Source organism: Brachybacterium subflavum (assembly GCF_009299795.1).
Taxonomy (GTDB): domain Bacteria; phylum Actinomycetota; class Actinomycetes; order Actinomycetales; family Dermabacteraceae; genus Brachybacterium; species Brachybacterium subflavum.
Genome location: NZ_VIGP01000003.1, coordinates 228,477 through 254,577, shown reverse-complemented (window position 1 = coordinate 254,577; position 26,101 = coordinate 228,477). Strand labels below are relative to the sequence as shown.

Genomic DNA, 26,101 nt, shown 5'->3' with positions numbered 1-26,101 from the left:
GCTCAGACCGTCGCCTGCGGACGGATCTTCTCGAGGGTCGTCGGGCCGATGCCCGAGACCTCGGCGAGGTCGTCGACGCTCGCGAAGGGGCCGTTCTGCTCCCTGTGGTCGATGATGCGCTGGGCGATGGCAGGGCCGACTCCGGGGAGCTCGTCGAGCTGGTCGGCGTCGGCCGTGTTGATGTCGATGGCAGCCGACCCGGAGCCGTCAGCGGATGTCGCGCCGCCGCTGCCCTGTCCCGTGTCGGCCGAACTCCCGGACGTGCCCGCTCCCCCGGTGCTCCCGGGCGCCGCCACGTCGGCGGGCTCCTCCCCTTCCTCGGGGACCTGGATCTGCTCGGCGTCGACCAGGACGCGCGCGAGGTTCACGGAGGTCAGATCCGCCGCCTTCGTCTGCCCGCCCGCCTCCTCGAGGGCGTCGGCGACGCGGGAGCCCGCCGGGAGCTCCACCACCCCGGGGTCCTCGACGGCTCCCGAGACGTACACGACCACCGTGCCCTCCCCCGCGCCCCCGGGGGCGCCGCCGGCTTCTCCGGGCGCATCCGTGGACGGCGTGGCGGAGCCGGATGCCGAGGGGGATGCGACCTCGCCGTCGGACCCCTCGCCCCCGGTGCCGTCATCCTCGGCGGCCGACGGGTCCGAGGGCACGGGGGCCGCGGAGGACGACGCGGCCGGCGTCGTCGGCACGGACCCGGCCACCGCGCTGCCGCGGCCCGTGAGGTGGATCGACGCGCCGGCGATGAGGACGAGCACGGCGATGCCTGCGAGAGCGGCCGGAGAGGGCCGCGGGATCCTCCGCCACCAGGGCGCGCGCTCGGTGCCGCGATGCTCGCGGACCTCGACGAGGTCGTCCTCGGACTCCCACCCGAAGCCCTCCAGGGTGGTCGGGTCCTGCGTGCCGTCGTCCTCGCGCCGCCGGCCCTGATCCCTGCGCCGATGCCGCCCCGCCCGCGGGCGCGCGGGGGCCGAGTGCTCTCCGCGCCGCCGGGAGCGGGATGCCTGGGAGCGTGCCCGGCCGATGGTCCGGGCGGAGCGGGATGCGTGCGACATGCCGGTGAGGCTAGGTGCACGGCGGGGCGCGGGTCAGCGTCGGATGCCCCGATGGGGACAACCGGGCACTGGGGAGGAACGGCGGACTGCTTACCAGGTCCCAGGCCCCGGGCACTCAGTTCAGGCCGAAGGTCGCCATCCACTGGGACCAGAACGCGATCACGATGACCACGGCGACCAGGGCGTACCAGAGCAGCGTCAGCACGACCCAGCGGCGCAGCAGCGGGGCCAGGGCCCCGCGCACCGTCAGCGTGCCGGTCTCGACCGTGTGGGCGAGCACGGCGAAGAACATCGGCGCCGTGACGACCCAGACCACCAGGCACCACGGGCACAGGGCGTGGATGACGAAGATCGCGGAGATCGCGAGGAAGTGCACCATCGCGAACGCGAAGATCATCCCGCCGAGCGTCGCCCAGCGGAACCAGCGGGGCACCGGGGCCCGGGAGACCAGCAGGGAGCCGATCGCGCCCATGATCGCGAAGCCGCCCAGGCCGATCGCCATGTTGGGGATGCCCAGGGCGCTCGCCTGCCAGGTCATCATCACGGTGCCGCACGAGATGAAGGGGTTGATGTCGCAGCCGAGCTGCGCGTCGGGATTCGCGCTGAGGAAGATCTTGTCCATGAACAGCGCGAGCGCGGCGATCCAGCCGAGCGCTCCGCCGATCAGCAGCACGATCCCCACCACCAGGTCCGGGGCGCGGCGGCGGGAGGCGCGCTCGGCGGCGAGCTCGGCCTCGACCTCGGCGCGCAGCGCGGCCTCGTCGTCGTGCGGTTCCGCACCGCGGTGCGTGTGTTCGGAGCGAGATCGTGCGTTCATCGGGCCCTCCTCAGGCGCTGCCGACCACGGGGTGGGCGGCGAACCATCGCGAGAGGCGCTCGAGGCCCTCGTCGAAGCTCACCGCGGGGGTCCAGCGCAGGCGCTCGCGGGTGCGGCGCTGGTCGAACCAGTGGGCGGTGGACATCTGCTCGGCCAGGAACTCCGTCATCGGCGGCTCGTCCTCGCCGGGCCTGATCTCCCAGACCTTCTCGACGGCGCGCCCGGCGAGCCGCGCGAGCGAGCCGGGGATCCGACGGCTGGGCCGGGGCACCCCCGCGGCCCCGCAGAAGCCGCCGAGGACGTCGCGCACGGTCCGGGGCTCGCCGTTGGTGATCACGAAGCTCTCGCCGTGCACGTCCTCGATGGCGTCGAGGCCGGCGACGATCGCCGAGGCGGCGTTGTCCACGTACGTGGTGTCGATGAGGGCCATGCCGTCGTCGAGGATCGGCAGGGTGCCGCGGCGTCCGCGGTCCACGATCCGGCCCACGAGCTGCGTGTCCCCCGGGCCCCAGACGATGTGCGGGCGCAGCGAGGTGACCAGGAGGTCGTCCTTGCCGTCTGCCGCCATGGCCTCGAGCTCGGCGGCGGCCTTGGTGCGCGCATAGCTGCCGCGCGCGCGCTCGGGATCCGCCGGTGTCGCGTCGAGGCCGACGATCGAGGTGCCGAGGTGCGCGACCGAGGGCGAGGAGATGTTCACGAGGCGCCCGCCGCCGTGCGCGCGCAGCGCATCCAGCACGTGACGGGTGCCGCCGATGTTCACGGCGCGGAACTCCTCCTCGGGGCCCGCGAAGGAGACCTTCGCGGCGAGGTGGACGATCGCGTCGACCCCGTCGGCCGCGCGGCGCACGTCGTCGGCGTCGGTGAGGGATCCCTGGACGTCCCGCACGCCGGGCAGCCCGGCGGGCCGGCGCTGGAAGGCGCGGACGTCGTCGCCGCGGTCGCGCAGGGCGGTCGCGACGGCGCCGCCGAGCATGCCGGAGGCGCCGGTGACCAGGACGCGGCGGCTCACAGCGCGGGCGCCTTCCGCCCCTGGAGCGTCGCCTCGGACCATGCCGAGAGCGCTGCCCGGTCGATCTTCGAGTTGTGGCGGATGTCGGTGGGCAGCGACGCGGTCGTGAACACGGTCGCGACCTCGACGCCCGTCGCCTGCGCCACGGCCTGGCGCACGGCCTCCTGCAGGGCGGTCTCCGCCGGGTGCGGGGTCCGTGCCCTCCCCGGCCGGTAGCCGTCCTCGGTCTCGAGGATCACCACGACCTGCTGGGTGCCGCGGGGTCCGACGGCCGCGGCGCCGGCGCGGCGCACGGTCGGCACGGACTCGGCGGCGGACTCGACGCGCACGGGCGTGACCAGGCCCTGGGCCGTGGCGAGCACGTGGGCGGAGCGGCCCTCGACCCACAGTCGGCCTGCCTGGTCGAGATGGCCGACGTCGCCGGTGGCATGCCAGCCCTCGAAGCGGCTCGCGCGCGCGGTGGTCCCCCAGAGCATGAGGTAGCGGTCGCGCACGTGCGGGGCGCGCACGAGGATCTCGCCCGTGCGGTCCGGCTCCGTGCTGATCTCACCGGTGGTCCCGCCCTCCCCGTCCATGACGGCGATCGCGATCTCGGTGCGCGGCACGGCGGTACCCACGCACACGCCGGGACCGTCGCCGGCCTCCTCGATGCCCTCGAGGTCGATGGCGGCCACGGCCAGGCACTCGGTCATCCCGTACGGCGTGAGCGCCCGTGCGCTCGGCATCACGCCGCGCAGCTCGCGCAGCAGCGGGGCGGGGATCGGCGCGCCGGCCGAGAAGAAGCTGGGCACGCGCGCGAGGGCGGCCCGCCCGGTCTCGTCGAGCTGGTCGGCGGTGTCGATGATGTTGCGCAGCGCGGCGGGCGCGGTGAACACGGCGGGCGCCCCGAGCGCCTCGACGGCTGCCGCGAGGGCGGGCGCCGTGAGATCGCCCGGACGGGTGATGTCCATGTCCGGGACGACCGATGGCGCGCCGAGCGCAGGGCCCAGCAGCGCGAAGGGCGCGAAGCCCGCGACCAGCCCGCGATCGGCCTCGAGGGCGAGGGTGTCGCCGACGGCCGCGAACATGGCGCCCATCTGCCGGTGGGTGAGCACGGCACCCTTGGCGGGGCCCGTGGAGCCGGAGGTGAACAGCACGGCGGCGTCGGCGTCCTGGTCCGGCCAGGGGGCGTCGATGCCGGCGCCGAGGGCGCGCATCTGGCGGCCCTCCTCGGCGAGCTCGGCCACGGAGGTCTCGACGTCGAGGGCGGCGCGGTCGACCGTGGGCAGCTGCGGGACGCTGATGCGGCGGCCGGGCCAGCCGAGCGCACGGGCGCCGACGAGTGCCTTCTCGATGCCGATGATCCAGTCCGGGTGCGATCCGATCACGGCACGGGTGAGTCCGTCGGTGCCCAGGCCGGCGTCGGCGATCACGGCGACCGCGCCCAGGCGCAGGCAGGCGTACAGCACGGCGGTGAGGTCCGCCCCGGGCGTGACCAGCACGCTCACGCGGTCCCCGGGCATGATCCCGTGGGCGCGCATGCCGGCGGCCAGGTCCTCGGTGCGCTCGGAGAGCAGGGACCAGTTGATGCGGCGGCTCTCGCCGGCTCGCGCGCCGAGTTCGACGACGGCGGGGAGGTCGGCGGTCGCGGGGTCCTGGGCACGGCGCGTGATCGCCTCGCCGAGGTGGATCTCGGGAGCCTGCTCGGCGAATGACGAGACGGGGCGCAGCGCCTCGCCCGCGCCGACCGCATCGCGCGGGTGCTCGGCGTCGCCGAAGGTGTCCCGGAGCCAGGTGGCGACGAGGCCGGCGACGTCGGCGTCCTCCCACACGAGGTGGGAGGCGCCCTCGAAGCGGTGGACGTCGGCATGGGGGACGCGCTCGACCAGGTCGCGCAGGTAGCGGTCCGAGAAGGTCACGTCGCGCGGACCCCAGGCCATCAGCGTGGGCACGTCCATGCCGGTGATGCCGCCGGCGAGGCGCTCGAGGGTCGCACGGCTGGGGTGGTTCGCGCTCGCGGGGATGTCGGCGACGAACTGCTCGATGCCCAGGCGCCGCGAGCGGCCGCGGTAGGGGGCGAGATAGGCCTCCTGCACCTCCCGGGGCAGGGCCGGCTTGGAGAGGGCGACCGTGGTGCGCAGGAACGCATCGGTGACCGAGGTGCTCAGCGGCAGCATCGCCGGGGCGGTCGCGAGCTGCAGCGCCTTCGGCAGGGACTCGCCGAGCTCCTGGTGGATCCCCGTGTTGGTGAGGATCATTCCGGCGACGTCGTGGCGGTTGTCCAGCGCCCACCCCACCGAGACGATGCCGCCCCAGTCGTGGCCGACGGTCACCACGGGGCCGCGCACGCCGAGTGCGTCGGTGAGCAGGGAGAGATCGGTGATGCGGTCCTGCAGGCCCCTCGTCTCCCCGGTGCGCTCGGAGTACCCCATCTCGAGCTGGTCCACCGCGATCACGCGCCAGGGGATGTCCTCGCGGATCAGCGAGCGGTACAGGAACGAGTACGTCGGGTTCCCGTGGACGGCGAGCAGCGTGCCGCGCGGGGCGACGCCGCGCTCCGCCAGCAGCGGGGCGGAGTCCAGGAGATGCCAGGAGCGCAGCTCGCCGGTGTGGTCGCGGGCCTCGACGAGCCGGTGGGCGCGGGGATCCACGCCGGGCAGCTCGGGGGCGGCCACGGCCCGGGAACCGCGGGGACGCTCGATGCTCACCACGTGACCTCCATCATCGCGGTGTTCAGTCCGGAGCCGACGCCCATCAGCAGCACGCGCTCGCCGCGAGCGATGTTCTCCTGGTGGTGGGCGAGGGTCATCGGGACCGCCTCGGCGGCGACGTTGCCCCATTCGGGGAAGGTGATGGGGATGCGCTCCATGCCGACCCCGGTGATCTTCGAGAAGTTCCGGGTGTAGACCATGGAGACCTGGTGCGGGATCACGTGCTCGATGCTCCCGAAGTCCAGGCCCTGCGCGTTGGCGTCCTTCCAGGTGTCCAGGATCAGCTCGATCCCGTTCTCCAGCAGACCCTCGCTGTCGGTGCGCATGTCGTCCATGTCGCCGATGCACAGCTCATGGTGCTCGGTGCCGGCGCGGGCCTGCGTGACCGTCACCCGGTGCCCCTCGGGGTGCTCGTCGGCCCGGCCCAGCACGGCGGCGGCGGCGCCCGAGCCGAGGGTCAGCGCGGCGAACTGGTTGTTGAAGTCGGCGCGCACTGCGCCCTTGGAGTTCAACCGGGCGATGGTGTCGCGCTGGACCTGCTCGACGTCCTCGGCGCCGACGATCAGCGCGTACTGGATCTGGCCGGAGTCGATCATGCCGGCCGCGACCGTCATCGCGTTGACGAAGCCCAGGCACGCATTGGTGATGTCGAAGTTCAGGCAGCTGCGGGGCATGCCGAGGGCGTCGTGCACGGACGCGGAGACCGCCGGCTCGAGATGCTGACGGCACACGGAGGCGTTGATCAGCACGCCCACCTGGTCGCGCGTGATGCCGGCCTTGGACATCGCCCGCTCGGCGGCGAGCACGATGCCCTGCTTCCACCCGGACTCGGTGTCGCGCCACCAGCGGCGCTCCTGGACGCCGGCGACGCGCTGGAGGACGCCGCGCGGAAGGCGCAGGCGGCGGCGCGCGGGCGCGAGCATCTCGTCGATCTCGTCGGAGGACACGGGGACCTGGGCTTCGGTGGCCTCGACGGCCAGCAGCGCCGTGTTCCTATGCACGAATCCCGAGTTGTCGCTCACACCGGTCACCTTCGCAGTCGTCGTCTCGTCGCAGTCTCTGCGCCGCCCTCTGCGCCGCCTGCGCGCCCGGGGGCGTGCAGAGAGCGCTCGCGGCATTCTTCCACCCTGATCCTGGGGCCGCTCGGGAGCCGTGTCCGACGCCACCCGGTCGCCGCCCCGGGGCCCGGATCAGGGGCGTCGGGAGCCCGACCCGTCGGCGCCCGAGCCCTCACCCGGTCCGTCGGCCCCCGGCCCAGCGGCGCCCGTGTCGTGGTCCTGCAGCCGGTTCGGGGCGTCCGGCTCGACGCCCAGGTGCCCGCGGCCGCTGCGCAGCAGCCTCTCGTCGAGGTGGTGGCCCAGGTGGTAGCGGGCGAACAGCAGGCTCTGGCGCAGCAGGTCCTCGCGGTGGGTGGGGCGTCCGTGGCCGCCGCGGGTGGAGATCTCCAGCAGCACGGAGCCCTCCCAGCCGCGGTTGGCAAGGCGCCGCAGCACCTCGGCGCAGGGCTGGTTGCCCTCTCCGGGCGGCAGGTGCTCGTCCTTGGTGGTGCGGCCGGTGCCGTCGGCCAGGTGCAGATGGGCGAGGCGGTCCCCGAGCCTGTCCACCATCGCCAGGGCGTCGTCCCCGGCGGTCGCCGCATGGGAGAGGTCCACGGTGACGTGGTCGTACTCCTCGTCGGTCGGGTCGTGATCGGGCAGGTAGACCATGGCCTCCCGCACGCCCAGGCGCCACGGGTACATGTTCTCCACGGCGATCGCGATCCCGTACTCGGCCTCGAGGTTCTTCACGCCCTCGACGAACTCGCGGGCGTAGGAGCCCTGCCAGCGGAACGGCGGGTGCGCGACGACCGTCGGGCAGTCCACGTCCACCGCCATCTGCACGGTGCGCTCGAGCTTGACCCACGGGTCCCTCCCCCAGACGAACTGCAGGAAGAACAGCGTGGGGGCGTGCAGGGAGAGGATCGGCTGGTCGTACTCGCGGGCGAAGTCGCGCAGCAGCGCGGCGTCACGGCTGGCCCTGTCGACCGAGACCATGACCTCGACCCCGTCGTAGCCGATGTGGGAGGCGAGGCGGAAGCAGTCCTCCACGCCGAGGGGGAAGACGGAGGAGGTCGAGAGGCCGACGGGGATCCTGCGCTGGGGCTCCTGCTCGCTGAGCGGGGCGCCCGCGCTGAGCCGCCGGGTGAGGTCGTCCCTCGCCCCGTCGCGCGCCCGGTTGGAGCGCGTGATCGGCTTGCGCGGGGCGCGCTGGTGCAGGGTCGAGTGCCGTGTCGAAGGCCGGGAGCGCTGGGGCACGATGTCTCCTTCTGTGCTGCGGCGTCGTGGGGCCGGCCGACGGGCGGGATTCGACGGGCCGGCGCAGCGGGTCCATGGCTGAAGGGACGCCGCGTCCGGGTCCGTGCGGGCCCTCGCTCCTCGATGCCGGGAACCGCCTCACTGTAAGCCCCCCGCGCCGTGCGTCGGCTGGGTCCGCCGCCTCTAGACTGCTGTGCATGCCCGTGCGAGAGCTGACCAGCGATGACCGGCCCGCCTACCGGCGGCTGACCGCCCAGGCCTTCGGCGGCGGGGCTGTCGAGGAGGTCCCCGGCCCCTTCCCGGAGGGCCAGATCCCGCTGGGCATCGACTCGATCGCTCGGCCCGGCGGGGAGGAGGGCGTGCTCGCCGCAGGCGCCAGGATCCGTCGCGACACGATCGCGCTGGGCGGCGGGATCACGACGTGCGGAGGCATCGGCGGACTGGCCGTGCACCCGGCGCACCGCGGCGGCGGTCTGTTCGGCGAGCTGCTCGAGGGAGTCCTCGCCCGCTGCGGCGCCGAGGAGATGGCCTTCTCGATGCTCTACCCCTCGAACCCCGCGATCTACCGCCGCCATGGCTGCCAGGTGGTCGCGCGGACCGAGCGCATCGTCGTCCCGCTCGGAGAGCTGCAGCGCCTGCGCAGCGTGCCCGGTCGGCGCCTGGCGCCCGTGACCGCGGCGACCATGCCGCGGCTGCGACGCCTGTACACCGATCTCACCTCCGAGGACAACGCGATGCTGCGGCGTGAGCCGCCGCTGTTCTCCGCCGGGCTCCCCTCTCCGCCGTGGGGCGCCGTGCTGCTGGAGGACGAGGAGGGAGAGGATCGCGGCTATCTCTCCTTCTCCCGGATGGAGCCGGGATCCGACGGCGCCGGGCTCGAGGTCCACGAGATCCTCGGCCGGGACCGTGACGACCTGCTCGCGCTCCTGCAGCACCTGGGCACGTGGTCGACCGTGACCACGGCGGCGCGGATCCGCCTGCGCACCGAGGACCCGATCCTGGACGTGCTGCCCGGCGGAGGACTGCGCACCACCCCCGACATCGTGCCGCTGGTGATGATGCGCCTCGTGGACACCGCCCGCGCCCTCGCGGACCGCCCCGCACCGGCAGGGCTCACAGGGAGCGTGCGCCTGGAGGTCCGGGATGGGACGCCGTCGGCGGCGGCCTGTCGCGCGGACGGGCGCTGGGACGTGCGTGCGCAGGACGGCCTCGTGCACGTCGAGGGGATCACCGCGGGCGAGCCGGCCCTGCAACCGGGCGGGCACGGGGCTCCGACGGCCTGGGCCCGCCTCGACGTGCACGCCGCCGCGCTCCTGCTCACAGGCGGCCGCAGCCTCGCCGATGCCCGGCGGGCGGGCCTGGGGGCAGAGGCCGACGCCGCTGGGGAGGCATTCCTCGATACCCTGCTCCGCGGTCCGCGCCCGAGCGTCCTCGACGCGTTCTGACGCACCCGCCCCGCCGTCCCGCCTCTCCCCGACCGTCCCGGAGCCACCACCTCATGTCCAAGCTGCACTTCAAGTACGGAGCGATGAACTCCGGGAAGTCCGACACCCTCATCAAGACCGCCTTCAACTACGCCGAGCGCGGTCTCGCGACGCTCACCGTGAAGCCCGCGATCGACACCAAGGGCGAGGACTGGGTGGTCGCCCGCGGCGGCGCCAGGCGCCGGGTCGACGTGCTGTGCTCCCCCGCGGACGACCTGCGCGCGCGGATCGCCGAGACCGCGGACGCCGAGGGCCTGCGCCCCCTGCACTGCGTGCTCGTGGACGAGTGCCAGTTCCTCACGCCCGCGCAGATCGACCAGCTGTTCCTGGTCGCGAAGGCCGACGGCATCTCCGTCATCTGCTACGGGCTGCGCACGGACTTCACGGCCCGCGAGTTCCCCGGCAGCCGCCGCCTCTTCGAGCTCGCCGACAACTTCGAGAAGCTGCCCACGATGTGCCGCTGCGGCTCACAGGCGGAGTTCAACTGCCGCACCGTCGACGGCCGTCCGGTCTTCGCGGGCGACCAGGTCGAGATCGAGGACCGCGCCGAGGTGCGCTACGAGTCCCTGTGCGGCGCCTGCTTCATGGAGGAGCAGGAGCGCGCGGGCGTCCGCGTCATCGGCTGACCGCGCGCCCGGCGACGTCGGCCCGCGTGCCTGCGCCACGGGCAACGGGACACCGGCCGCCGAACAGAGAGATGAGCGTGGCGAGCCACGATCCGCGGATCGTGGCTCGCCACGCTCATCTCGTCGTGCAGCCGGCAGATGCGCCGGCGACGGGGCCGACGGCCTCGCCGGCGCCGGGACTCAGGCGCTGAGGGGCTTGTCGCCGACCTCGCCGTCGCCGCCCGAGGTGGTGTCGGGCGTGCTGCCCGCGGGGCCGTCCGGAGTCGCGGACGTCGATCCGGCGCCGCCGGCCGAGGACGAGGCGCCGGAGCCGGCCTTCGCGCTCTCGCCGCCCTCGTCGTCCCCCGAGGCATCATCGGCGCGATGGGTGGCGCGGTCCTTGACCGCGGTGGCGGCGCCCGCGGCGGCGCCCTTCACCGAGTCGGCGACCTCGGGCGCGCGGTCCTTCGCGCGCTGGGCCAGGCCTTCCGCGGATTCCTTCGCATCGGACGCCTTCTTCTGGACCGTCGGGTCGTCGGCGATCTGGCGGGCGGTGGACTCGAGGGACTCGTAGGGGCCGCGGCCCATGCGGGAGCCCGCGAAGAAGCCGAGCACGAGGCCGAGCAGGAAGATGACCTTCTTCATGGTGTTCTGCCTTCCGTCGGGGCAGCTTCGGACACTGCCGCATGTGCCCCATCGTGGCACAGGCACCCGATCCCCGGACGTACGATGGGAGTCCCTCGGGCGCGCGCACGGACCCGAGGACGGCAGGAGGACATCGTCGCCCTCCATCCACCGCGGCGCACCCGTCGCGGGCCCCGCGCCGCCGTCCTCCCCGCCGCTCCTCGGGACGGCGCGGGCCGCACCCCGCAGACAAGCACTGCCGGCCGCGGCCGGCGACCGCGAGACTTCTCGTCCCGTCGACAGATCAGGAGAACAGCGTTGCCCACGACCACGGGGACCCGCACCACGTCCATCGCGCCCGAGCAGGTCGCATCGCAGGTCAGGGACTGGGTCCACGAAGCCGCAGCGCGGCCCGTCCCCCGCTCCGCCCAGCTGCTGGCCGATCTCCTCAAGGACCCCAAGGGCCTCGACTTCACCGTCGCCTTCGTGGACCGCGTGATCCGCACCGAGGATCCCCGCGCGGCCGCCTCCGAGCTGAAGCGGCTCGCGGCCGACCCGCCGTCGTTCCTGCCGGCTCCGCTGCGCCGCGTGATCTCCTTCGGCGGCGCCACCGCGCCCACCCTGCCCCACGCCGTCATCCCGACCGCGCAGGCCGTCATGCGGCGCATGGTCTCCCACCTCATCCTCGACTCGCGCGACCCGCACCTCGCGCGCTCCGTGCGCAGGCTGCGCGCCGAGGGCACCGACCTGAACATCAACGTGCTCGGCGAGGCCGTCCTGGGCGCCCGCGAGGCCGGCCGGCGCCTGGCCTCCGTGCGCGGGATGGCCGGCCGCGACGACGTCGACTACGTGTCGATCAAGATCTCCTCGATCATCGACCACCTCTCGCTGTGGGGCGCGGAGGAGACGGTCGACCACGTCGTGGAGACCCTGCTGCCCCTCTACCTCGACGCCTCCCGCCAGGACTCCCCCACCTTCCTCAACATGGACATGGAGGAGTACCGGGATCTCGAGCTGACCCTCGACGTGTTCGAGAAGCTCCTGGACCGCCCCGAGCTCATGCACCTGCGGGCGGGGATCGTGCTGCAGGCCTACCTGCCCGACTCCTTCGCCGCGATGCAGCGTCTGCGGGCCTTCGCGGAGGATCGCGTGGCACGCGGCGGTGCCCCCATCAAGGTGCGCGTGGTCAAGGGAGCGAACCTCGCCCTGGAGACGGTCGACGCTTCGCTGCACGGCCTGGACCAGGCGCCCTTCCACACCAAGGAGGAGTCCGACGCCCAGTACAAGCGGATCCTCCTGGACTCCCTCGAGCCCTCCCACCTGGAGGCCGTGCACCTGGGCATCGCCGGGCACAACCTCTTCGACGTCGCCTTCGCGCACCTGCTGATGGGCGAACGCGGCATCGACGGGGCCGACGGCGCGGTCGAGTTCGAGATGCTCGCCGGCATGGCCCCGGGCCAGCAGCAGGTGGTGCGCGAGACCGTCGGCTCGATGCGGCTGTACGTGCCGGTGGTCTCGCCTCGCGAGTTCGACGTGGCCGTCTCCTACCTGGTGCGGCGCCTCGAGGAGAACGCCTCGAGCGAGAACTTCATGTCGGCCGTCTTCGAGCTCGAGGACAGCGAGGAGCTCTTCGCGCGCGAGCAGGCGCGCTTCGAGGCGTCGCTCGCGCGCGCCGTCGAGGGACCGGCGGTGGCCACCCACCGCGACCAGGACCGCGCGGCGGAGGAGCACGGGGAGAGGCCGACGCTCGGGTCGGCCGTGATCCCGGCGCGCCCCGGCGCCTTCCGCAACACGCCCGACACCGACATGTCCACGGCCGCGAACCAGGAGTGGGCGGCCGGGATCATCCACCGCGTGCGCGGCTCCCGCCTCGGCATCGAGGAGATCGAGGCGGCACGGGTGACCACCCGCGAGGGCGTCGACGACGTCTACCGCCGCGCCCTCGCGGCCCAGGAGGCCTGGGCGAAGAAGGGCGCGAGCGAGAGGGCGCAGGCGGTCCGCGAGGTCGCCCGCGTCTTCGCGGCGCACCGCGCCGACCTCCTCGAGGTGATGGCCGCGGAGACCGGCAAGGTCCTCGAGCAGGGCGACCCCGAGGTCAGCGAGGCCATGGACTTCGCCCTCTACTACGCCGAGCAGGCCGAGCTGCTCGAGGAGCTCGACGACGCCGTCCTCACGCCCCGTCGACTGACCCTGGTCACCCCGCCCTGGAACTTCCCGGTCGCGATCCCCACCGGTGGCCTGCTCTCCGCGCTCGTCACCGGCAGCGCGGTCGTCATGAAGCCCGCCCCTCAGGCCCGTCGCTGCGGTGCGATCATCGGCGCCCTCGTCCACGAGGCCGGGATCGACCAGGACCTCGTCCAGATCGTCGACGTCCCCGAGGACGAGGTCGGGCGCGCCCTGATCACCGATCCGCGCGTGGATCAGCTCGTCCTCACGGGCGCCTACGACACGGCGTCGCTCTTCGCCTCCTGGAGGCCCGAGCTGCCGATCAAGGCGGAGACGAGCGGCAAGAACGCCGTCATCGTCACTCCCCACGCGGACCTCGACCTCGCGGCGAAGGACGTCGCCGCGAGCGCCTTCGGCCATGCCGGCCAGAAGTGCTCGGCCGCGAGCCTGGTGATCACGGTGGGCTCCGTCGCCCGCTCCCGCCGCTTCTCCTCCCAGCTCGCCGACGCGGTGATGAGCCTGCACGTCGGCTACCCGACGGATCCGATCTCCCAGATGGGACCGATCATCGAGGAGCCCGCCGGCAAGCTCGCCGACGGACTGGGCGGCCTCGGCGCCGGGGAGCGCTGGCTCGCCGAGCCGCAGCAGCTCGACGAGTCCGGCCGCCTGTGGAGCCCGGGCGTGCGCGAGGGCGTGCAGCCGGGCTCCGAGTACCACCTCACCGAGTACTTCGGACCGATCCTGGGCATCATCCACGCCGACACCCTCGAGGAGGCGACCGAGATCCAGAACGGCACCTCGTACGGGCTCACCGCCGGCCTGCACTCCCTGGACCTCGGCGAGATCGCCTGGTGGACCCAGCACGTGGAGGCCGGGAACCTGTACGTCAACCGCGGGATCACGGGCGCGATCGTGGAGCGCCAGGCCTTCGGCGGCTGGAAGCGCTCCGCGATCGGGGAGACCTCGAAGGCCGGCGGCCCGAACTACCTCATCCACCTCATGGATGCGGCCGACGTCGAGGGCCGGCGCACGGCCTCGGGAGCCATCCGCGACGAGGCCACGTGGCTGACCACGGCGAAGCACTCGGACGCCGCCCACTGGACGAGCACCTTCGCCGCCCGGGACCCGCAGGACCTGCACGGGGAGATCAACGTGCTGCGCTACGTGCCGATCCCCACGGTGGTGCGCGCCGCCGAGGGCGCGCGAGAGGTCGAGCTGCGTCGTGTGCTGCACGCCGCGGCGACCGTGGGCGCCGACATCGAGGTCTCCGTGGCGACCGGCGCCCTGCGCGCCGCGGCCGCCCAGGAGCTGCCGGCGGGAACCACCGTGCGGATGGAGGACGCCGACACGTTCGCCGCGGCGATCGCCGGCCAGTCCCGCCTGCGGATCCGGCTGGTCGGAGAGGCCGACGACACCCTGCTGGGCGCGATCTCGCGCCGCGTCGAAGTGGCCCTGTTCCGCGGTCCGGTGACCGCGAGCGGGCGGATCGAGCTGCTGAGCTTCCTGCACGAGCAGGCCATCAGCGCGACCGACCACCGCTACGGGAACATCATCCCCGAGACCCTCGACGTCACCGGGGGCACGGGGTACATCCGCGGTCGCGACTGACGGGGAGGACGGGGCGCGCGCCGGCCGGTCGGACTCGTCCGATGCGCCGGCGCTCCGGCCCGTCGACCCGATCATGTGCGCCCTCGGACCGGAGCGCGATGCATCCCATTCGCGGCGCGGCCGCTTGAGCGCGCCACCTTCCGGTCCTAGCCTCGTCACGTTCCGTTCACCCCGACGAGAGGCGCATGCGCATGGCCGGCCAGCAGGATCCGAGCGCGGAGCCAGCCCCCGCAGGCACAGCCGGCACGGGACCGGCCGGTGGTGGCGCGCCGTCCCGGCCGACGCACACGCCGCGGCGTCCGCCCACGCACCGCGCCCACGGCGACGGCCGCGGGACATCCGCTCCCGGCGCGCTCGACACCACCGCAGCGTCATCCGATCCGGCGCCGGCCGATCCCGCGCGACCCGCGGCCCCCTCGCGACCCGCGGCCCCCGCGACACCCGCGAGCTCCGCGAAACCCGCGAAGAAGCCCCGTGATCCGCTGCTCGACAATGCGCGCGCGATCCTCATCGCGCTGGTGGTCGTGGGCCACACGATCGAGAGCAACGACAACGCGAATCTCGACATCCTCTACACGTGGATCTACTCGTTCCACATGCCGGCCTTCGTCGCGATCTCCGGGTTCCTCTGCCGCTCCTACCGCAACGAGCCGCGCCAGATCTCCCGCCTGCTCACCGGGATGCTCCTGCCGTACCTGATCTTCCAGGTCATCCATTCGGTCGAGAGCGACCTGCTCGACGGCGATCCGATCACCGTGACCCTCTGGCACCCGGCGTGGACGCTGTGGTTCCTGCTCGCACTGACCTTCTGGCGAGTGTTCTCGCCGGTCCTGCGCTCCCTGCGCTACCCGCTCGTGTTCGCGGTCGCGATCTCGGTGCTCGCGCCCCTCGAGGCGGACCTGGACACGGTCCTCACCTGGGGGCGCGTGCTGAGCTTCCTGCCGTTCTTCGTGATGGGGCTGATGTGCACGCCGGAGATGCTCGCCAGGATCCGCGATGTGCGCTGGGGACGGGCGATCGGAGCGGCGGCCTTCGCCTGCGCCTTCGTGGTCGCGGTGCTCACCCACGACAAGTTCTCCAACGACATCTTCACCATGTCCCGCAGCTTCTCCGAGAACGACATGGGCAACATCTACGGCATCGTCACGCGCGTGCTCGTGCTGATCTGCGGCACGATCCTCACCATCGCGCTGGTCATGGTCGCCCCGCGCCGCCACCACTGGTTCACGGCGCTGGGCGTGGAGTCCCTGACGATCTACCTGATCCACCCGCTGCTGCTCCAGGTGCCCCGGAACCTGGGCTGGTTCGACACGATGACCTCCAACCTCGACGCGGTGATGCTCGTGGTCGGGGCGCTGCTCCTGGTGCTGATCCTCTCGCGGCCCCCGATCGTCAAGGTGCTGTCGTGGATCACCTCGCCGCCCGTCGGCCGCTGGCTGGTGAAGGAGGAGCCGCAGCCCCGGGCCGCTGCGGGCTCAGGAGCGCGCTGACACGGTTCGCGTCGGCGGCGCCGCGCGCGCCAGGTGTCGTCCCACCGGCAGCCGGCACGTCCACCTGCTGACGCCCGGCTGGTCGCCGGTGCCCGCCTGGCCATGCCCTGGCGGTCGTCCGCGTCTGCCCGGCATCGCCCCGTCGGTCGCCCGTACCCGTTTGACGTCGCCCCGTCGGTCGCCCGTACCCGTCGAGTGTCTTCGAACGGCGCATGTCGGACATCCGTGCGAAATACGGCACGGATGTCCGACATAGGCCGTTGCAGGACAGCTCCCTCGCCGCAGCAGGCCCGACGGGAGAACGCACCCCCATTCAGCCGGCATCACCGGGGCGACACACGGGGTCGATGAGCCCGCACAGTCCCCGACGGGGCGCCGCGCGAGAATCGACGGGCCCAGACAGGCCCCGACGACGCGCGGCGCGAGGACCCGCCGGCGCCGCGCCCCGCTTCGGCTGACCTCGACGGGGCGCTGCGCCAAGATCAGCCCCCGAGCACGGTCCCGTCGGGGATCTGCGCGGGATCCTCGGGGCCGACGACCGCGTCGCCGCGAGCGACGACGTCACGCCCGAAGGTGTGGTCGCCCTCGACGCGCAGCGAGGCGGCCTCGCGCAGGGACGGCACGCCGTGCGGGAAGCGGGCGTCGAAGTCGCCGATCAGCTTGAAGTGGTCGCCGTCGAGGGAGACGGTCGGCGCCGACGGCACCTGCCGGACGAGCGCACGCTTGGGGTCGAGCTCATAGACGTCCGAGCGCACCAGCAGCAGGTCGCTCGTGGCCTTCACGGGCAGGAAGCGGTCGCGGCCGACGACGATCGCGCTCGCTCCCTCGAACACCTCGATCGCGGCGCCCATCGCGGACTCGATCTGGTAAACGGGCGTGCTGGTCTTGTCCGAGGGGTCGACGGTCTTGGCGTTGCGGATCATCGGCAGCGGCATCACGCCGTCGTTCTCGCGCAGCACCGCGTCGAGCTTCTCGAGGTCCATCCACAGGTTGTTCGTGTGGAAGAAGGGGTGGCGGTGCTCGTCGGTGAAGAAGTCCATCTCGTCCTCCGGCGTCTGCGCGGTGTCGCGCAGGATGAGCCGGCCGTCGGACTTCCTCACCGCGAGGTGCCCGCCCTTGCGGTCCGCGGGCGTGCGCGGGCACAGCTCCGCCGCGTAGGGCGCGCCGGACGCGGCGAACCAGCCGGCCAGCACGGGGTTCGGCAGCGTGCCGAGGTTGTCGGAGTTCGACACGGACGCGTACTTGAAGCCGGCGTCCAGGAGCTTCTGGAGGACACCGGAGGTCTGCAGCGCCGTGTAGAGATCGCCGTGGCCGGGCGGGCACCACTCGAGGTCCGGATCCGCCTCCCAGGTGACGGGCTCGAGGTCGTCGGCCCGCAGCTTGGGCTCCTTGTTCTGCAGGAAGTCCAGCGGGAGGTCGCCGACGGGCAGGTCCGGGTACTGCTCGAGCACCGCGAGGGTGTCCTCGCGCGTGCGGAAAGAGTCCATGAACAGCAGGGGCAGCGGGGAGCCCGTCGCCTTCCGGGCGGCGAGGACCTGCTCGACGATGATCTGCAGGAAGGACCTGCCGTCGCGCACGGGCAGCAGCGACTTCGCGCGGTCCATGCCCATCGAGGTGCCCAGGCCCCCGTTGAGGTTGATGATCGCGAGGCGGTCGAAGGCCTCCTTGGCCTGGAACGGGTCGATCGTGACGTCCTCGAGCCGGGGCGGGTCGAGGTACGGGGAGATGGTGTCCTCCGGGATCGACCCGGTGACGCCCTCCTCGAGCTGCTGGTAGTAGCGGGAGAACACGTCGATCGCCGTCTGGGCGACGCCGGCGTCTCGCATCTTCTGCTGGGCTGCGGAAAGACCATGGGTGCTCATGTGGCCAGGGTATCGGTCACGGCGGCGCGTTCGCGGTCCGCGTTCGGGCGCGGTGTCCGTAGACTTGCGTCCCATGAGCACTGTCCTGTCCGCGGTCGCCTGGCCGTACGCCAACGGTCCCCGCCACATCGGTCATGTCGCCGGCTTCGGCGTCCCCTCCGACGTCTTCTCGCGCTTCATGCGCATGGCGGGCCACGACGTGCTCATGGTCTCCGGCACCGACGAGCACGGCACCCCGATCCTGGTCGAGGCCGACAAGGAGGGCGTGACCGCCCGCGAGCTCGCCGACCGCAACAACCGGATCATCGTCGACGACCTCGTCGCGCTGGGCCTCAGCTACGACCTGTTCACGCGCACCACGACGCGCAACCACTACGCGGTGGTGCAGGAGATGTTCGAGGTGGTGCGCGACAACGGCTACATGCTCGAGCAGAACACCTCGGGGGCGATCTCGCCGTCGACCGGCCGGACCCTGCCCGACCGCTACATCGAGGGCACCTGTCCGATCTGCGGCGCGCCGGGCGCGCGCGGCGACCAGTGCGACACCTGCGGCAACCAGCTGGATCCGACGGACCTCATCGACCCGGTCTCCCGCATCAACGGCGAGACCCCGGAGTTCATCGAGACCACCCACTACTTCCTGGACCTGCCGGCGCTCGCGGCGGAGCTCGGGCGCTGGCTCGACGAGCGCGAGGCCACGGGCCTGTGGCGTCCCAACGTGATCCGCTTCAGCCAGAACATCCTCCAGGACATCAAGCCGCGCGCGATGACCCGCGACATCGACTGGGGCATCCCCGTGCCGGGCTGGGAGGACCAGCCCACCAAGCGCCTCTACGTCTGGTTCGACGCCGTGATCGGCTACCTCTCCGCCTCCATCGAGTGGGCGCGCCGCCAGGGCGATCCGGAGGCGTGGCGCCGCTGGTGGAACGATCCCGAGGCCCTCACCTACTACTTCATGGGCAAGGACAACATCGTCTTCCACTCGCAGATCTGGCCGGCGGAGCTCATCGCCCAGAACGGCGAGGGTGACAAGGGCGGCGAGCCCGGCCGCTTCGGCGAGCTGAACCTGCCCACCGAGGTGGTCTCGAGCGAGTTCCTCACCATGGAGGGCAGGAAGTTCTCCTCCTCCAAGCGCATCGTCATCTACGTGCGCGACATGCTCGAGCGCTACCAGCCCGACGCGGTGCGCTACTTCATCTCCGCTGCGGGCCCGGAGAACCAGGACGCGGACTTCACCTGGTCCGAGTTCGTCTCCCGCACGAACAACGAGCTCGTCGCCGGGTGGGGCAACCTCGTGAACCGCACGGCCGCGATGATCGCGAAGAACCTCGGAGAGATCCCCGCAGCCGGTGAGCTCCAGGACGTCGACCGGGCACTGCTGTCCCAGATCGAGGCGGGCTTCGAGGCCGTCGGCTCCCTCATCGAGGCCCACCGGCAGCGCGCCGCGATCGCCGAGGCCATGCGCCTGGTGGGCGAGGCGAACCGCTACGTCTCGGAGACCGAGCCCTTCAAGCTCAAGGCGCCCGAGCAGCAGGAGCGCCTGCACACGGTGCTCCACGTGCTCGCGCAGGCCGTCACCGACCTCAACACCATCCTCGCGCCGTTCCTCCCGTTCTCCGCGAACGCGGTCGAGCGGGCGCTCGGCGGGCACCGGCAGATCGCCCCGCTGCCCGAGGCCCGCGAGGTCGATGACCTGGACGGCGGCCCCTCCTACGCGATCATCACGGGCGACTACACGGACGTGCCCGCATGGGGCCACCGCGAGGTCGAGACCGGGCGCCCGGTCTCCAAGCCCTCGCCGATCTTCACCAAGCTCGACCCGAAGGTCGTCGATGAGGAGCTCGAGCGGCTCGACCCCGAGGCCTGATCCGCAGGCGGGTCACTCCCCCGTCGTGCCGCCGAGCCCGCCGAGGTCGAAGACGCGCGCGGTGACGGCGAGCCCGCCGCCCTCGGCCTGCGCGCCGCCCTCCCGCAGGGCGCGCGGGATGAGCTCCTCGGGCGCGGGATGCCCGGTGACGTGCGCGAGGTACGCCTCGTGGCTGCGCAGGGAGGCGATCGACGCCTCGGCGTCGTCGGGGCCGACGGGGATCGCGTGCGTCGGACGCGAGTGGCCGACGACGAGCAGTGCCCGGGCCTGCCACGGCCGGTACCCGTCGTGCCCGAGCTCGCGGAACACCCAGGGGTTCGCGGCGTCGCGGGTGCCGTCGGCGGCCGCCATCCCGGCCGCGCGGTGGTCCGCCTGGTTCAGGGAGCCGTAGGCCTCGACCTCGTAGGTCGGGGTGAGCACGAGATCCGGGCGCACGTCGCGGACGGTGCGGGCCACGTCGCGGCGCAGGTCGAGCGCGGGCTCGAGCATGCCGTCGGGATGGGCGAGGATCCGCAGGTCCTCGACGCCCACCGTCGTGCAGGCGGCCCGCTGCTCGCGGGCCCGCAGCGGCCCGACCACCTCGGGGGGCTCCGCCATGCCCGCCTCCCCTGCGGTGAGCAGGAGGTAGGTCACCTCGACGCCGCGCGCGGTCCAGCGGTGCACCGCGGCGGACGCCCCGTACTCCATGTCATCGGGGTGCGCGACCACGCACAGGACGCGGCGCACGTCCTGGTCCGGGAGCGTCGGCAGGGCGCGGGCGGCCTGGTGGCTGGGCATGAGGACTCCCCTCGGTCGGAGGGCGGCCCCTCCTCGGGCCGCCCGGTCTCCGAGGCTACTCGGCGCCGGCCTCCGCGCGGGAGGGGTGCGCGGCGCCCGTGCGCGCAGCACGCCGGTGCCGGACGCGCCCGCGCCATCGCGCGGCGATCCTCTCGAGCGGCAGGAACGCCGCCCAGCACACCACCGTGGGCAGGAAGTGGATCCCGAGCGCCACGAAGGTCGCGAGGTGGAAGGCGAGGAAGACGCCGATCAGCGCGTAGAGCTTCCGGCCGCGCAGGAACAGGGCGAGCGGCGAGATGGTCTCGAGGACGATGAGCGCCCATTGGGCCGGCCGGAACAGCCAGGGCGCGTCCAGCATCCACTGCACCCACGGGGCGCCGCGGCGGATGAAGGCGAAGGCGAACACGGCGCTGTTCGCCCAGGTCGCCGGGGATCCGGAGATCACCGACTTCTCGAGCACGGAGTAGAAGTAGGTGAGCACCACGGCGATCTGGATGCAGCGCAGCGCCCAGCCCGCCTGGCGGGAGAGCACGCCCGCGCCGGCCGCGTCGGCCCGGTCGGCGCGGCCGGCCCCGTCGGCCCCGTCCAGCCCGTCGGTCGCGTCCAGCCCGTCGGTCGCGTCCAGCCCGTCGGCCCGGGTCCTCGCGATGCCGGCGGTGGGCAGCACGGCCACGGCGACCATGAGCGCCACGTGGTCGTGGCTGATGTAGCCGTAGCCCTGGGAGTAGAGCATCCAGGTCCAGAAGCTCACGGCGAGGACCCCGCCGCTCGCACGCGGCGCGCGCCCCAGGGCTCCCAGCGCCCCGGAGGCCAGGACGACCACCAGCAGCCCCCAGCCCAGCACCGGCGTCACCGCGGGCAGGTGCAGGAGCCGCATGAGCGCCGTCGGCCGGAAGTACTCGGGGTTCGCGGCGTGGCCGATCACGTCGTTCGAGACCAGCAGCACGTCGAAGACCACGAACGCGCTGATCAGCCGGCGCATCACCGCGAGACGCGCGAGAGGGAGCGCCGGGGCGAGGACATCGAGCAGCCGTCCCCTCGCTCGCCTCGCCGGGGGCGCGGTGCTCGTGTCCGTGGAGATCGCGGGGCTCATCGCGCCTCCCAGGTGACCAGGGCGACGTGCTCGGGCGGACCGTCGGGCGCGCCCGAGCGCAGGTGATAGCGGTCGCTGCAGACGGTGAGGCTCGTCAGCCGCGGCGCGTCGGGATGGTGGGCGTCGACGGCGCGAGCGAGCGGCGCGAGCTGCTGGGGGTCCTTGCGGATGTTGCGGAGGTTCCCCTCGACGTCGGAGCGCGCGATCTCGGCGTCGGGGAAGCCGAGCGGGACGATCTCGTCGCTGCCCTCGCGGGTGCCCTCGAGGCAGGTGTCGTCGATGATGCCGTCCGGGTCGCGGGGCTGGGCGAACATGGCCATGGCGCTGAACGGGAAGAAGTCGTCGGTGTGGCCGATCTGCGCGGCCGTCAGCACGGCCAGTCCCGCGACCATGGCGAGGACCCGCCAGGCGAGGCCGACGGGACCCATCCGTCGCACGCCCGGCACCGCGGCGCCGGGGCCTCCCGCGGTCTCTCCCGTCGAGGGGCCGCCCCCGTGATCATGGGCCTGCTCGGGGCCGTGCACGCTGGGTCGATCGCGAGGGGGCGCGGGATCTTCGGTCATTGCGCCCACGATAGGGAACGCGGAGCCGCCCGGGCCGAAGCCCACGCCGACCATGCCCCGCGGCCTGGAGCTCCGGGTTCCGTGCGCGATGGCCCGGCCCGACCACTAGGCTTCGAGAATGGCTTCCCCCTCCCTGGACGCAGTGATCGTGGGCTCCGGGCCCAACGGGCTCGCGGCGGCGGTCACCCTCGCCCGTGCAGGCCTGAGCGTCCAGGTCCTCGAGGCCGAGGAGACCCTGGGCGGCGGCGCCCGCACGCTCGACCTGGGCCTCGGCCCCGGGATCGTCCACGACATCTGCTCGGCCGTGCACCCGATGGCGCTCGCGAGCCCGTTCCTGCGCGAGTTCGACCTCGCCGCGCGCGGCGTGCGCACCGTCGTGCCCGAGGTCTCCTATGCCCAGCCGCTGCCGGGCGGCGACGCGGGCATCGCCTGGCACGACCTCGACCGCACGGTCGAGGGGCTCGGTCCCGACGGCCCCACCTGGCGTCGCATGCTCGAGCCCCTCGCCCGCCATGCCGACGCGGTCACAGCGCTCGCGCTGGGCGACAAGCGCTCGATCCCTTCGGAGGTGCTCTCCCCCGCCGGTCTCACGGCCGGCGCCCGGTTCGGGCTGCGGGTGCTGCAGCAGGGCACCCGGGCCTGGGACTCGCCCCTGCGCACGGAGAGGGCACGCGCCCTGCTCACCGGGGTCGCCGCGCACGGCATCAGCCCCCTGCCCTCGCTCGCCGGCGCCGGGGTCTCGCTGCTCCTGGCCTCGCTCGCGCACGCGGGCGGCTGGCCGATCCCCGTCGGCGGCAGCCAGGCCATCGCCGATGCCCTCCTCGAGGACCTGCGCGCCCACGGCGGCAGCGTGATCGTGGACCGTCCCGTCCGATCGCTCGCGGATCTTCCGCCGGCGCGCGCCGTGCTCCTGGACACGAGCGCCGACGACGCCGCCCGGATCCTCGGCCGCTCGATCCCCCGCCGCACCGCCCGCGGACTGCGGGGCCTCGGGCACGCGGGCGCCGCGGCGAAGGTCGATCTGGTCACCAGCGGGCCGATCCCCTGGGCGCACCCGGACGTGGGCCGCGCGGGGACCGTGCATCTGGGCGGCACCCGCGAGCAGGTCGCCGCGGCCGAGAACCAGGTGCTCGCGGGCCGCTTCCCGGAGCATCCCGTGGTGCTCGTGAGCGATCCGGCGGTCGCCGATCCCTCCCGCGAGGTCGGCGGGCTGCGGCCGATCTGGGCGTACGCGCACGTGCCCGTGGGTGGCATGGAGGATCCCACCGAGGCCGTGATCGCGCAGATCGAGGCGAGCGCGCCTGGATTCCGCGACACCATCGTCGCCGCGCGCGGCATCCCCGCCGCGCGCATGGGCGAGCACGACCGGGCCATCGTGGGCGGCGACATCGCGATGGGGACGGTCACCATGTTCCGCATGATCGCGCGGCCCCGCGCGGTCTGGGATCCCTACCGGCTCTCGGACGACGGCCATTTCCTGTGCTCGTCCGCGACGCCCCCGGGGCCGGGGGTCCACGGGCTCGGCGGCCATTTCGCTGCGCGGCGCGTCCTGCGCGAGCGCTTCGGGATCCGCCGGGCCCCCGACCTCGGTCCCGGCGCGTGAGAGCGCGAGGAGTCTGCGCACACCCAGGGAGCCGACCGGTCGGGGCGTGCGGCCCGTTCGACGGATCTGCCCCGCTGGGGCAGACTCGAGGCATGGCTCAGCGATGCGAACAGTGCAGGAGAGTGATCCGGGGCCGCGCCCGGAGGTCGTTCACGGGGCGCGTGCTCTGCGAGCGCTGCAACGACCGGATCCTCGGCGCCTCCGCAGGGCACGCCGTGGGCGGCGGGGTCGGGCATGCCGTGAGCGGCGGCGGCTGGTTCGGCCGGGTCAAGCAGTTCGCGAGCGGGAAGCGCCCGCGCCGCTGAACACCGAGGCGCGGCTCGACGCGGCGCTCTGCACCGCGAGCCCCTGTGCCGCGTCGCGCGCCGTCCGCGCGGCGGCGAGACCCCGCCGCAGGTCGGCGAGCAGGTCGTCCAGGTTCTCGAGGCCGATGCTGAGCCGCACCGTGCCCTCGCCCACGCCGCAGGCGGCCCGCTGCTCGGGACTGAGGTGCGAGTGGGTCGTCGTCGCCGGATGGCAGACCAGCGAGCGGACGTCGCCGATGTTCACCGCGAGGGTGAAGACGCTCAGGGCGTCGCAGAACGCGGCCGCAGCCGCCTCCCCACCCTCGAGGTCGATCGAGAACACTCCCGAGGTGCCGCGGGGGAAGTCCCGCGCGGCGAGATGCGCGTCGCTGCGCCCGGGGGCCGACGGGTGGTTCACACGGGCGAGGCCGTCCGCGCCCTGCAGGCTGCGAGCGATCTGCTCGGCGTGCGCGCTGATGCGCTCCAGGCGCAGGTCGAGGGTCTCGATGCCCACGAGCACGTCGCGCGCGCTCTGGGCGGGAAGGGTGGCGCCGAAATCCGTGACGTACTTGGCGCGGGCGAGGCCCAGCAGCCCGGAGCCGCCGTCCTCGTACTCGTCGGCGAACGTCACGTGGAAGCGCTCGTTGGGGGTGGTCAGGCGCGGCCAGCGCTCGGGACATCGGCGCGGGTCGAAGGAGCCGATGTCGACGATGAGCCCGGCGATGGTGGTGCCGTGCCCGGCGAGGTACTTGGTGGCCGAGTGCACGACCACGTCGGCTCCGTGCTCCCCGGGCCGGTAGAGGGCGGGGCTCGCGAGGGTCGAGTCGACGACGACCACCGCGCCGTGCTCGTGGGCGATGGTGCTGATGGCATCGAGGTCGGCCAGCTCCGCGCCCGGATTCGCGATCGACTCGAGGAGGACGACGCGGGTCTCCGGGCGGATCGCGGCGCGCCACCCGTCGAGGTCCCAGGGGTCGACGGCGCTCCAGCTCACCTGCAGGTCGGCGAGGGTGTCGTCGAGGAACTCGGTGGTCCCGCCGTAGAGCCGGGAGGAGGCCACGACGTGGGTGCCCGGCTCGAGCAGGGAGCACAGGGCGATGGTGGTCGCGGCCTGCCCGCTCGCCACGGCGATCGCTCCGATCCCGCCCTCGAGCGCGGCGATGCGCTCTTCGAGGACGGCCGTGGTGGGGTTCCCGGAGCGGGAGTAGGCGAACCCTTCGCTCTCGCGGGCGAAGAGCGCCTTGAGGGAGGCATGGCTGCTGTGGGCGTAGGCGCTGGTCGCGTAGATCGGGGGGACGAGCGAGCCATGGGCGTCGCGCGCGTCCCAGCCGGCGTGCACCGACGTCGTGGACATGACCTCTCCTCCCGAGCGGCCGACGGGGTCCAGGGCGCCGCTCCCGGCCACTCTCGCGCGCACGCGGGCCCAGGGCCCAGGAGTGTGACCACGTATGACCGCGCGTGCGACGCGTGCCATCGGAGGTGCGGGACGGGCTCGGAGCGTGCTGCTCAGGCCGGGGCGCGCGGGTCGGGCGCGGAGCGCACTGTTCAGGCGAGGGGCGTGCCGGTCTCGTCCCAGAGGCCGGAGCTGCCGCGGCGGTGGGAGCCCAGCAGGTGGGTGTCGACCACGCCGAGCGCCTCCATGAGCGCGAACATCGTCGTCGGCCCCACGAAGCGGAATCCGCGGGACTTCAGCTCCTTGGCAAGAGCCCGGGACTCGGCGGAGGCCGTCGGCACCTCGGCGGCCGTGCGCGGCACGGGACTCGCGGCGGGGCGATAGCTCCAGACCAGGTCGGCCAGGGTCGAGCCGCGCGGCAGGTCACTGCGGGCGCCGATCCCCTCGGCCTCGCGCAGGGCGAGGGTCGCGCGGGCGTTGGCGATGGTCGCCTCGATCTTCCCGCGGTGGCGGATGATGCCCTCGTCGGCGAGCAGGCGCTCGACGTCGGCCTCCCCGAAGCGGGCCACCGCCTCCGGGTCGAAGCCCGCGAACGCGCGGCGGAAGCCGGGGCGGCGCCGCAGGATCGTGGCCCAGGAGAGACCGGACTGGAAGCCCTCGAGCGCGAGGCGCTCGAACACCTCGGCCTCGGTGCACCGCGGCATCCCCCACTCGGTGTCGTAGTACTCGCGCAGGTCCTCGTGACGGCTCGCCCAGAGGGGGCGGGCCAGGCCGTCCACGCCGACGACGAGGTCCTCGCTCGGTTCGCTCATGGCGCGGGGTC

At 73.3% G+C, this 26,101-nt stretch carries 19 protein-coding genes; 6 read left to right on the top strand and 13 right to left on the bottom strand.

Features of this window, described 5'->3' with window-relative positions; all coding sequences use genetic code 11:
• Positions 1–2: 2 nt before the first annotated feature.
• From FHG10_RS08215 to FHG10_RS08190, 6 genes are all read right to left on the bottom strand, one after another.
• Positions 3–1,049, bottom strand: coding sequence for a ComEA family DNA-binding protein (locus FHG10_RS08215; protein WP_227488127.1), 1,047 nt, complete (start codon positions 1,047–1,049; stop codon positions 3–5).
• Between the two features lie 115 nt (positions 1,050–1,164).
• A complete protein-coding gene (locus FHG10_RS08210) occupies positions 1,165–1,866 on the bottom strand; it encodes a vitamin K epoxide reductase family protein (protein WP_152352845.1) in 702 nt (233 codons plus the stop codon).
• 10 nt (positions 1,867–1,876) lie between these two features.
• Positions 1,877–2,917 (bottom strand): NAD-dependent epimerase/dehydratase family protein, encoded by a 1,041-nt coding sequence (locus FHG10_RS08205; RefSeq protein WP_152352844.1) that lies wholly within the window; start codon positions 2,915–2,917, stop codon positions 1,877–1,879.
• Positions 2,872–5,562: an alpha/beta fold hydrolase gene (locus FHG10_RS08200; protein ID WP_227488125.1), complete on the bottom strand. Its 2,691-nt coding sequence runs from the start codon at positions 5,560–5,562 to the stop codon at positions 2,872–2,874. Before FHG10_RS08200 ends, FHG10_RS08205 begins: the two co-directional genes overlap by 46 nt.
• Positions 5,559–6,587 carry a 3-oxoacyl-ACP synthase III gene (locus tag FHG10_RS08195; RefSeq protein WP_227488124.1) on the bottom strand — a complete coding sequence of 343 codons (1,029 nt, stop codon included), beginning with the start codon at positions 6,585–6,587 and terminating at the stop codon, positions 5,559–5,561. Before FHG10_RS08195 ends, FHG10_RS08200 begins: the two co-directional genes overlap by 4 nt.
• A gap of 168 nt (positions 6,588–6,755) precedes the next feature.
• Positions 6,756–7,859: a sugar phosphate isomerase/epimerase family protein gene (locus FHG10_RS08190; protein WP_227488123.1), complete on the bottom strand. Its 1,104-nt coding sequence runs from the start codon at positions 7,857–7,859 to the stop codon at positions 6,756–6,758.
• Between the two features lie 197 nt (positions 7,860–8,056).
• Here FHG10_RS08190 and FHG10_RS08185 point away from each other — a divergent pair, with 197 nt between their 5' ends.
• Complete coding sequence (locus tag FHG10_RS08185) at positions 8,057–9,304, top strand: GNAT family N-acetyltransferase (protein ID WP_152352842.1); 1,248 nt, start codon at positions 8,057–8,059, stop codon at positions 9,302–9,304.
• A gap of 53 nt (positions 9,305–9,357) precedes the next feature.
• Entirely contained in the window at positions 9,358–9,969 is a 612-nt protein-coding gene (locus FHG10_RS08180; protein WP_152352841.1) for a thymidine kinase, read from the top strand.
• Positions 9,970–10,149: 180 nt separating this feature from the next.
• Here the strand turns inward: FHG10_RS08180 and FHG10_RS08175 are convergent, their stop codons facing one another.
• A complete protein-coding gene (locus FHG10_RS08175; protein ID WP_152352840.1) occupies positions 10,150–10,593 on the bottom strand; it encodes a hypothetical protein in 444 nt (147 codons plus the stop codon).
• A gap of 297 nt (positions 10,594–10,890) precedes the next feature.
• Here FHG10_RS08175 and FHG10_RS08170 point away from each other — a divergent pair, with 297 nt between their 5' ends.
• Both FHG10_RS08170 and FHG10_RS08165 read left to right on the top strand, forming a co-directional pair.
• Positions 10,891–14,346, top strand: coding sequence for a bifunctional proline dehydrogenase/L-glutamate gamma-semialdehyde dehydrogenase (locus FHG10_RS08170; protein WP_227488122.1), 3,456 nt, complete (start codon positions 10,891–10,893; stop codon positions 14,344–14,346).
• A 191-nt stretch (positions 14,347–14,537) separates the two neighbouring features.
• The gene (locus FHG10_RS08165) at positions 14,538–15,836 is read left to right on the top strand and encodes an acyltransferase family protein (protein ID WP_227488121.1); all 1,299 of its coding nucleotides are present in this window, start codon (positions 14,538–14,540) and stop codon (positions 15,834–15,836) included.
• Between the two features lie 482 nt (positions 15,837–16,318).
• Here the strand turns inward: FHG10_RS08165 and FHG10_RS08160 are convergent, their stop codons facing one another.
• Positions 16,319–17,698: a UTP--glucose-1-phosphate uridylyltransferase gene (locus FHG10_RS08160; RefSeq protein WP_152352837.1), complete on the bottom strand. Its 1,380-nt coding sequence runs from the start codon at positions 17,696–17,698 to the stop codon at positions 16,319–16,321.
• 73 nt (positions 17,699–17,771) lie between these two features.
• Here FHG10_RS08160 and metG point away from each other — a divergent pair, with 73 nt between their 5' ends.
• Positions 17,772–19,565, top strand: coding sequence for a methionine--tRNA ligase (gene metG, locus FHG10_RS08155; RefSeq protein WP_152352836.1), 1,794 nt, complete (start codon positions 17,772–17,774; stop codon positions 19,563–19,565).
• Positions 19,566–19,577: 12 nt separating this feature from the next.
• Here the strand turns inward: metG and FHG10_RS08150 are convergent, their stop codons facing one another.
• From FHG10_RS08150 to FHG10_RS08140, 3 genes are read right to left on the bottom strand one after another with little or no spacing between them, the layout of a single operon-like run.
• Positions 19,578–20,342, bottom strand: coding sequence for a PIG-L deacetylase family protein (locus tag FHG10_RS08150; protein ID WP_152352835.1), 765 nt, complete (start codon positions 20,340–20,342; stop codon positions 19,578–19,580).
• 55 nt (positions 20,343–20,397) lie between these two features.
• Entirely contained in the window at positions 20,398–21,435 is a 1,038-nt protein-coding gene (locus FHG10_RS08145; protein ID WP_152352834.1) for a hypothetical protein, read from the bottom strand.
• Positions 21,432–21,998 (bottom strand): hypothetical protein, encoded by a 567-nt coding sequence (locus FHG10_RS08140; RefSeq protein WP_152352833.1) that lies wholly within the window; start codon positions 21,996–21,998, stop codon positions 21,432–21,434. Before FHG10_RS08140 ends, FHG10_RS08145 begins: the two co-directional genes overlap by 4 nt.
• 118 nt (positions 21,999–22,116) lie before the next feature.
• Here FHG10_RS08140 and FHG10_RS08135 point away from each other — a divergent pair, with 118 nt between their 5' ends.
• A complete protein-coding gene (locus tag FHG10_RS08135; RefSeq protein WP_152352832.1) occupies positions 22,117–23,601 on the top strand; it encodes a phytoene desaturase family protein in 1,485 nt (494 codons plus the stop codon).
• 267 nt (positions 23,602–23,868) lie between these two features.
• On the opposite strand, the gene FHG10_RS08125 is transcribed toward FHG10_RS08135, so the two are convergent.
• Together FHG10_RS08125 and FHG10_RS08120 are read right to left on the bottom strand one after the other, a co-directional pair.
• Positions 23,869–25,239: an O-acetylhomoserine aminocarboxypropyltransferase/cysteine synthase family protein gene (locus FHG10_RS08125; RefSeq protein ID WP_152352830.1), complete on the bottom strand. Its 1,371-nt coding sequence runs from the start codon at positions 25,237–25,239 to the stop codon at positions 23,869–23,871.
• Positions 25,240–25,430: 191 nt separating this feature from the next.
• The gene (locus FHG10_RS08120) at positions 25,431–26,090 is read right to left on the bottom strand and encodes a DNA-3-methyladenine glycosylase I (RefSeq protein ID WP_152352829.1); all 660 of its coding nucleotides are present in this window, start codon (positions 26,088–26,090) and stop codon (positions 25,431–25,433) included.
• Positions 26,091–26,101: the final 11 nt, after the last annotated feature.